Origin of the sequence: Thiorhodococcus drewsii AZ1 (genome assembly GCF_000224065.1) — a bacterium.
Taxonomy (GTDB): Bacteria; Pseudomonadota; Gammaproteobacteria; order Chromatiales; family Chromatiaceae; genus Imhoffiella; species Imhoffiella drewsii.
Window position 1 is genome coordinate 44,151 of the sequence record NZ_AFWT01000032.1, and the last position, 8,356, is coordinate 52,506.

Sequence of the window (8,356 nt, forward strand, 5' to 3'; positions counted from 1 at the left end):
TCAGTCCGATAGACCCTGGTATTCGATGAGCATGATGGTGATATCGTCGGATTGGGGCTCGCTGCCAGCGAAATCTTGGACGCTTGCGACCATGGCCTGCGTCGTCTCACGTAGGTTCAATTCACGCAGACGCTCCAATTCCTGTACGACGCGCGCCTCGCCGAAGGCTTGATTGGCGGGGTTCATCGCTTCTGTGACCCCGTCGGTGTATAAGAAGAGCCGCTCTCCCTTAGACAGGGTCAGAGACTCGGTGCGATAGACCACATCCTCCATGACACCGAGCACGAGCTGACTGCTGCCGCTCACCAGGAGTTCGATGGCGCCGTCCGCCCGAATCAGGAACGGCGGATTGTGGCCTGCATTGGTGTAGATGACCTCGCCACTGCTCAGATCGAGGATGGCGCAGAAAACGGTGACGAACATGCTTTGCTCGTTGTCCTGCGCCAGTTCCGCATTCACGCGTGTCATCACCTCGGCCGAAGAGCGCCCGGATTTGGCCGTTGCCTTGATCAGGGTTTTGGTGACGGCCATGAAGAGCGAAGCGGGAACACCCTTGCCGGAGACGTCAGCGATGACCAGGCAGAAATGCTCTTCGTCGATCTGGAAGAAATCGTAGAAATCGCCGCCAACCTCCTTGGCCGGTTCCACCAGCGCGTAGAGATCGATCTCGTCGCGATCGGGCAGCGGCGGAAACATCTTGGGCAGGATCGACATCTGAATGTCGTGCGCGATCTTGAGTTCGCTTTCGATGCGTTCTTTCACCGCCGTGGTCAGGGTGAGCTGGCGCACATGATCGCTCAGTTCGCGCATCATGGTGCCGAAGGCCTGAGTCAGCTCCCCAACCTCGTCGTCTGTGATACAGGTGGGGAGCGGGGCATCGAAATGACCCGCTGCGATTTCGCGCGTCGCCAACACCAGCGCGCCCAGTGGGCGCGTGATTGAGCGCGAGATCAGCACCACGACCAACAACATCATGAGCGTTCCGGCGACACCGATGCTCAGGGTGGTCAGGGCGAGGTTGCGCACATCGTCGTAGATTTCTTCCTCGGGGAGGACCAGAACCAAGGTCCAGCCGGCCGGTTCGATGGGGGCGAAATGCAGTCGAGCCGGTTCACCGAAGAGGTCGGTGTGATTGACCGAGCCCTCCACGCCACTGATCAATCGTTGACCCAAACGCGACAACTGTTCGCCCGAACCGAGATCCTCGCGCAGTGTGAAGAGGCTTTCGTTGAGGATGAAATCGGCGTCCGGGTAGGTGATGAAGGTGCCGCTTGGCGAGAGCAGTACGGCATATCCGGTATCCAACACCTTGATCTCTGAGACCAGTTTCGTCAGCCAGTCCAAGGCGAGATCGGCTGTCACGACCCCGCGAAACCGTTGCTCGCCACTGTCTTCCTGCTCGAAAAAGGGCACGGATAGCGTCACCATCAGGACATTGCCGCCGCCCTCGTCGAAATAGGGCTCGCTCCAGACAGGGCGCCTCAGTTCGCGTGGGCGGCGAAACCAGTCCTTGTCGGGATAGGCGTAGGCTTGCTCGACGGGAACGAACTCGATATGCCCATCGCGACGATGGAAGTAGGGTGCTTCGAGCCGCTCGCGGCCGTCATCGTCAAGCGCGGGCGCGAAGGCGATGGCTTCACCGAATATCGCGGGATTGGCTTCCAGCGAGCTGCGGAGCAGATGGCGGACCTCGCCAGAGTCGAAGTGGGCGCTTTCCAGGGCGCGTGCCAGCGTTTCGGTGGCCGCCTGCACTGACATCAACACCGTTTCGACATGAAAGACGGAAGCGCGGGTCAGATTGTGGGCATTGCGGTCGATCTCGCGCTCCAGAGAGGCGCGCGAATGCAGATAGTCGAAACCGAGGACGGCGAACAGGATGGCTGTGGTACACACCGAAACCGCGAGTATGAGACGAAACGCAATCGTTCGACCCTTCATTCAGGCATCCTTCGCGGCATTCGGCGTCTCTTCTGGATCGATGGATAGGCGCAAGCGCAGCAGATTCCGATCACCTTCACGGCGATAATCGGCCGCTGTCACCAACTGTCGGATGAGAAACCAGCCGAGTCCACCGATCTCACGATCATCGAGCTCGGCGGAGGTGTCCGGGTCGGGCAGGGCGAGACCATCGAACGGCATGCCCGTATCCGCGATCTCGATAACGAACTCTCCGTTTTCGGTCCAGGTACGCAGATCGACCGATCCCGATCGATCTGGATAGGCGTAATGACAGATGTTGACGAACACCTCTTCCAGCGCCAATGCCAGTTTGCCCAGCGCGGAGGGCGCGAGTCCCGCCGAAGCCGCCCGTTCAGCCGCAAAGGACTGAATGCGCTCCAGCTGCTCCAGCTCGGCCGGTACCTGGAGGAGGACGTCATCCATTGCGTCGCCCTTCAGAGACCTTCGAGCGCGGCTGGAACGGAGTCGTACATGGCGAAGATGGAACCGAATCCGGCCATCTCGAATACATCTCGAACACCGCCGGTGACGTTCGCCAAGGCCAGCTTTCCAGCCTTGGTCTTGAGCATCTTCGCCGTCACCAACAGCGAGCGCAGTCCGGCGCTACTGATGTAGGAGAGTTCGGCGAAATCGATCACCATCTGCGTGGTGCCGGAATCGATCAATTCGGTGACCGCCTTCTCGTACGCTGGCGCCGTCAAGGTGTCCAACTTGCCCGAAACAGCCACGACCGATGCCTGCTGTTCGTGCGATATCTGGATATCCATCTATTGTTCTCCGCAGAGACTCGAACCAAGGGATCCAGTAATCCGGATCGTCGCGCGGAGTTTATACCACAACCCGCTGGAGGTCCGGGGCTGTCCAGACCCGAGACAGGCAATCGTCATATTGGGAACTTCTGTGGCGGTGAGCGTCGCTGGCGCGAGTAACAGTCCAACGCAGGCCAACAAACAGAAAGGAGGGGGTATTCGAGAAAATCGATGGCAACAGTTTCGATCATGGCGTTTAGTCGATGAACGCTGTGGACGAGGAGGGCACCCGCGTCTATGGTGTGATTCTCTGAATTCGGCCCGACTAACCTAATGTCAGACGCTGGCCGCGTTTCGGTTGTGCTTCACAGCGGCCTTCTCCCTGGGTAGGAGTCAGTCAGCGCGAGGGTGCCCTGACCCATCCGTTACAAGGGATTCACTCCCATTCCATTCAATGGCTTGCGAGATACCTATGAAGATCGCCGTTCTGTCCAGAAATCCAAAGCTCTACTCGACGAATCGCCTGGTGGAGGCCGCTACCGCGCGCGGGCATGAGGTCCGGGTTTTCGACGTGCTCCGCTGTTACATGAATATCACCTCCATGCGCCCGCAGATCCACTACAAGGGCGAGCGGCTCGAGGGGTTCGACGCGGTTATCCCGCGTATCGGAGCCTCGGTCACCTTCTATGGCACCGCCGTTCTGCGCCAGTTCGAGATGATGGGTGTGTTTCCGCTCAACGAATCGGTGGCCATTTCACGTTCACGCGATAAGTTGCGTTCACTGCAGTTGCTCTCTCGCAAGGGGATTGGCCTGCCGGTGACTGGATTCGCGCACAAGCCAGACGACATCCAGGATCTGATCAAGATGGTTGGCGGGGCACCGTTGGTGATCAAACTCTTGGAAGGGACGCAAGGGATCGGCGTGGTGCTGGCAGAGACGCACAAGGCGGCCGAGAGCGTGATCGAGGCATTCATGGGCCTCCATACCAACATCCTTGTTCAGGAGTTCATCAAGGAAGCCGGGGGCGCCGATCTGCGCTGCTTTATCATCGGGGACAAAGTTGTCGCGACCATGAAACGCCAGGGAAAAGAGGGCGAGTTTCGTTCAAACCTTCACCGAGGAGGGACCGCAACCGTTGTGCGGATTACCCCGGAAGAGCGCTCGACCGCGCTGCGAGCGGCACAGACGATGGGCTTGAATGTCGCCGGTGTCGATCTGCTGCGCTCCAATCACGGCCCTGTGGTGATGGAGGTGAACTCTTCTCCGGGGCTTGAGGGAATCGAGCGTTCGACCGGCAAGGACATCGCTGGAAACATCATCGAATTCATCGAGAAAAACGCCGCATCCGGTAACACGCGTACCCGTGGCAAAGGCTAGGAGATGCGGGCGCCTTTCCAGATACAGGATCAGCTCATCGCGCCTGGCCAGCGCGCCTTGGTCGATCTGGCACTCCCGAAGCTCAATTCGCACACCTTTCTCTCCATGCCCGTGCACGTGATCCATGGCAAGAAGGAGGGGCCGTGTCTCTTCGTTTCGGCCGCGATCCATGGGGATGAACTCAATGGTGTGGATATCATCCGCCGTCTACTCGAAGCCAAGGCATTGCGTCGTTTGTCCGGCACCCTGATCGCGGTTCCTGTCGTCAACGTCTATGGACTGATCCATCAATCGCGTTATCTCCCGGATCGTCGCGATCTCAATCGCAGCTTTCCAGGTTCTGCCGCCGGATCGCTGGCCGCACGGGTCGCCCATGTCTTCATGGAGGAGATCGTGCGGCGCTGCACGCATGGGATCGATCTGCATACCGGGGCGATTCACCGCACGAATCTGCCGCAGATCCGTGCCGATCTCGACGACCCGGAAACCGACCGGCTGGCGCGCGCCTTCGGCGTGCCGGTGCTACTCAACTCCACCCTACGAGACGGCTCGTTACGCGAGGCAGCGACGGCGCTCGGGATTCGCATGCTGCTCTATGAGGCGGGAGAGGGGCTGCGCTTCGATGAGTTTTGCATTCGTGCCGGACTGGCGGGCGTGCTGAATGTGATGCGCGAGCTCGGAATGCTTAGTAAGCAGCGTCGACAAGAGCGGGAGACCGCCCCCTTCGTCGCGCGATCCAGCGCCTGGATCCGCGCGTCCGAGAGCGGATTGCTGCGCACGCTGGTTCCACTCGGCGCCAGGGTGCAGCGCGGCGATATTCTTGGTTTCATCAGCGATCCATCCACTGGCGCGCAGCATCCAGTCGCAGCCCAAACCCGCGGTGTGGTCATCGGCCGTATCCAGATTCCCTCGGTGCACGAAGGCGAAGCTGTCTACCATATTGCGCGTTTCCGCGACGATCACGAGGAGGTAGCAGACGAAGTGGAGGCATTTCAGCAAGAGTGCCTGGACGACACAGCCCTGGATCCGCCCATTGTGTGACGATATTCGGGGTCTCTGTATCAAGAGTATTTTATACCAGTTCAACAATTAGAATACTAAACAAATACAAAAGGACAACCGAACATATTTCACTCCTTCATCACCCTTAACGAAATACAAAAATGACACCCAACACTAGCCTTCACGACTTCGTTGAGGACAGACGCTTAAAGGCGACCTTTCGGGGCAGTCTGAAAGGATAGGGGCCTGACGGTCTTGGGCCATCGAGCCCAATTTCTACTTTGTCGGCTGCGCTCGGCGTCTACTCTGGCTTTTTGAGTAGATCGCACGCCTGTTTCTTGATGTAGCGGTTCTCAGGAGTGTTTTCCGTGAGTAATGCAGCTTTCGCTAGGCGGCATTCTTGGAGGATTTGCGCGTCGGTGTTTGTGGGCGTTGGGCTTGCCCATTCGACGCTGGCTTGTGTTGGGCGATACTGCCTAGCGGCCGTGCAATACATTCTCTTCAGGCTGGGGTAGTCGGGGTGGTAGAGCCGTTTCGCTGTCAGTCTGTCACAGGTCTGGATGAACAGATCTTTCGCCGCGTGCGTGCATTTCGACATCTTCATGACATCGTTGCGGTATGTTTTGCAAACAGATCGGTCTTGAATCTTCCAGGCGACATGGTCGAAGGAAACCGTGATGTCTTGGATCTCTGCCGTCTCGGTCGTTGTTCCATTCAGATCCATGTGGCTGAAGGCTTCGTTGCTGATCGATTGTGCTGCTGTTGTGAGGTAGCTTGCGAGAAGCGCGGTGATTGGATCCATCGTCAGTGTCCGTCTGAAATGGTGTTGGCGAGGGCGGTACGCTACCACGTTGGGGGTAAGGGCGCCGTTTCTGCGCTGACGGGCGAGGACTTCTATACCGTTGCGCTCACGTTCAATGCTGACCGCACCGCGCGGCCTTGGTCGATTTCTGCAACGGATGATCCGACCGGGAACGCCTGGGCGCGTGATGCCAAGGGCAGGCCGCGTACCTTCGCGACCGAGGAAGCCGCGCACGCCTTTGCGTCGTCGCGTGCCTCTGGACCGCTCTACGTTGAGAAGTACGATCGCGGACAGGATGCTCCAGCGCCTGTGGATCCTGTGTCGGCGGCTAGCAGTCGGTTTCGTGACGAGAGCCTGCCTCTATCTGATCGATTTTTTGAGGCTGGCTATGTCGCCGGTCGTTGTGCCGATGACGTCAATATGCCTCGGGCGTATTACGCCGAGGCCGCGTCGAAGTTGGGCGGTGAGGAGAAGCCGACCGATCACTCGGGAGTTATTGTGATTTCTGGTGTACAGGAGCCCGAGGAGGGATGGCGTATCCTGTCGACTGGTCACGACCAAGATCACAGACGACAGAGGTGGATACGCCATGACCGAGTCTACGCTTGAAGGTCTTTCACAACCAGAAATCGAGGAGCACGACCCACTGCATGCGTTGCTCAGGAAGGGGGGCACGCGAGCTGATCGCTCAGGCCGTCGAGGCGGAGCTGGCGAGTTTTCTGGCCGGGTATGCCGATCAGCGCCTGGAGGATGGGCGCCGGGTGGTGGTGCGCAACGGCTACCTGCCCGAACGGACGGTGCAGACGGGCCTGGGAGACGTCACGGTGAAGGTGCCGAAGGTCCGTGACCGCCGTGGTGGTGGGGCGGTCTTCCACTCGAGCCTGCTGCCGCCGTATCTGAAACGCTCGCGCAGTGTCGAGGAATTGATCCCCTGGCTCTATCTCAAGGGGATCTCGACCGGTGACTATCAGGAGGCGCTCGGGGCGTTGCTCGGTGATCGGGCCAAGGGGCTGTCGGCCAACACGGTCGTGCGTCTCAAGCAGCAGTGGAGCGAGGAGCATCGGCGCTGGAGTCAGCGCGACCTCAGCGATCGACGCTACGTCTATTGGTGGGCCGACGGCGTCTACAGCAATGTGCGCCAGGATGATCGGGTGTGCCTGCTGGTGATCGTCGGCGTCACCGAGCATGGCCACAAGGAACTGGTCGCCGTCGAGGATGGCTATCGGGAGTCCGAGGCCAGTTGGGGCGAAGTGCTCACCAGCCTGCGCGAGCGTGGGCTGACGGCCGGCCCCAAGCTCGCCGTGGGCGACGGGGCGCTGGGATTCTGGAAGGCGCTCACCAAGGCCTATCCGGATACGGTCCACCAGCGCTGCTGGGTGCACAAAACGGCCAATGTACTCGCCAAGCTACCCAAGTCCGTGCAGCCGAAGGTCAAGACCGACCTGCAGGAGATCTGGATGGCCGAGACCCGCCAGTCGGCCATCAGGCCTTCGAGCGCACCCTCAAGCGCTTCGAGACCAAATATCCGAAGGCCATGGGCTGCCTGGCCAAGGATCGCGAGACCTTGCTCGCCTTCTACGACTATCCGGCCGAGCATTGGGTGCACATTCGCACCACCAACCCGATCGAATCGACCTTCGCCACCGTGCGCCTGCGCACCAACCGCACCCGCAACTGCGGGGCACGCGAGACCACGTTGGCGATGGTCTTCAAGCTGCTCCAGTCGGCGCAGAAGAACTGGAGGCGCATCAAGGGATTTAGAAAACTGGAACTGGTCGTCAATAACGTCCCGTTCCGCGATGGAGAGCAAGTGAACGATCAGTCAGATCGGATCGCCGCCTGATGGAGGCCATACACCAGATTTGACATTAACTCCCGATCCACACGGATTTCATGCGCGGTCTTCGCCGTGCCTTGTATGACCGCTTGGACGGCAAGAATGGCTGATCGACTGCCGTGGTCCGATTTCTGGTCGCCTGCATCCTGGTCGCCTGTGCCTCCGCTCGATCTCCAGTGGGCGCGCTGGGGTTCCTGTGATCCCGGCGCTGGCGTTCACGGCTTCGTTGAGGACAGACGCCTCAAGGCGATCTCTCGGGGCAGTCTGAAAGGGCACGCGCGCATATCCGCTTCGCTCGTGAGCGTCTGCGTGATCTGGCCTTTCCAGGTCTTCCGGCCTGGAAGATCTGCCGCGTCGACAAGACCTACAACTATGCCTTCGGCTCGGCGGCCGAAGTCCGTCAGGCGATGGCCTATCTTCGTCAAGTGGTGGAATCGCAAGCGCTCTCAGCGGGGTTTCAATCAATGGCGCGTCGATCTGGACGCGGAATATCAATCGTACTGGTCGGGGCTGATTGGATCTGTGTCGGCGTCGAAGTTGAGCGTTCGGCCGAACTCGATGACCTGGCCCAATTTGCCAGTGTCCTGCATGTCGATGTCGATGAACTCTTGGCCTTCCGGCATTGGTTC

The 8,356-nt window shown here is 59.6% G+C and carries 6 protein-coding genes and 1 pseudogene; 3 read left to right on the top strand and 4 right to left on the bottom strand.

All coding sequences use genetic code 11. The annotated features are described in order from the left end of the window. The 3 genes from THIDRDRAFT_RS17825 to THIDRDRAFT_RS17835 are packed head-to-tail and all read right to left on the bottom strand — an operon-like array spanning nucleotide 1 to nucleotide 2,726. Nucleotides 1–1,938, bottom strand: coding sequence for a SpoIIE family protein phosphatase (locus THIDRDRAFT_RS17825; RefSeq protein ID WP_007042295.1), 1,938 nt, complete (start codon nucleotides 1,936–1,938; stop codon nucleotides 1–3). After that, nucleotides 1,939–2,382 carry an ATP-binding protein gene (locus THIDRDRAFT_RS17830; RefSeq protein ID WP_007042296.1) on the bottom strand — a complete coding sequence of 148 codons (444 nt, stop codon included), beginning with the start codon at nucleotides 2,380–2,382 and terminating at the stop codon, nucleotides 1,939–1,941. It lies immediately after the preceding gene. An 11-nt stretch (nucleotides 2,383–2,393) separates the two neighbouring features. Then, a complete protein-coding gene (locus tag THIDRDRAFT_RS17835; RefSeq protein ID WP_007042297.1) occupies nucleotides 2,394–2,726 on the bottom strand; it encodes an STAS domain-containing protein in 333 nt (110 codons plus the stop codon). A gap of 454 nt (nucleotides 2,727–3,180) precedes the next feature. Between THIDRDRAFT_RS17835 and rimK the strand changes: the two genes are divergently transcribed. Beyond that, on the top strand, nucleotides 3,181–4,086 hold the full coding sequence (gene rimK / locus THIDRDRAFT_RS17840; protein WP_007042298.1) for a 30S ribosomal protein S6--L-glutamate ligase: 906 nt from the start codon (nucleotides 3,181–3,183) through the stop codon (nucleotides 4,084–4,086). Between the two features lie 3 nt (nucleotides 4,087–4,089). Then, a complete protein-coding gene (locus THIDRDRAFT_RS17845) occupies nucleotides 4,090–5,127 on the top strand; it encodes a succinylglutamate desuccinylase/aspartoacylase family protein (protein ID WP_007042299.1) in 1,038 nt (345 codons plus the stop codon). 262 nt (nucleotides 5,128–5,389) lie between these two features. On the opposite strand, the gene THIDRDRAFT_RS24000 is transcribed toward THIDRDRAFT_RS17845, so the two are convergent. Then, nucleotides 5,390–5,890: a hypothetical protein gene (locus THIDRDRAFT_RS24000; protein ID WP_007042300.1), complete on the bottom strand. Its 501-nt coding sequence runs from the start codon at nucleotides 5,888–5,890 to the stop codon at nucleotides 5,390–5,392. Between the two features lie 589 nt (nucleotides 5,891–6,479). Between THIDRDRAFT_RS24000 and THIDRDRAFT_RS17860 the strand changes: the two are divergent. Further along, nucleotides 6,480–7,733, top strand: a pseudogene (locus THIDRDRAFT_RS17860) (IS256 family transposase). Nucleotides 7,734–8,356: the final 623 nt, after the last annotated feature.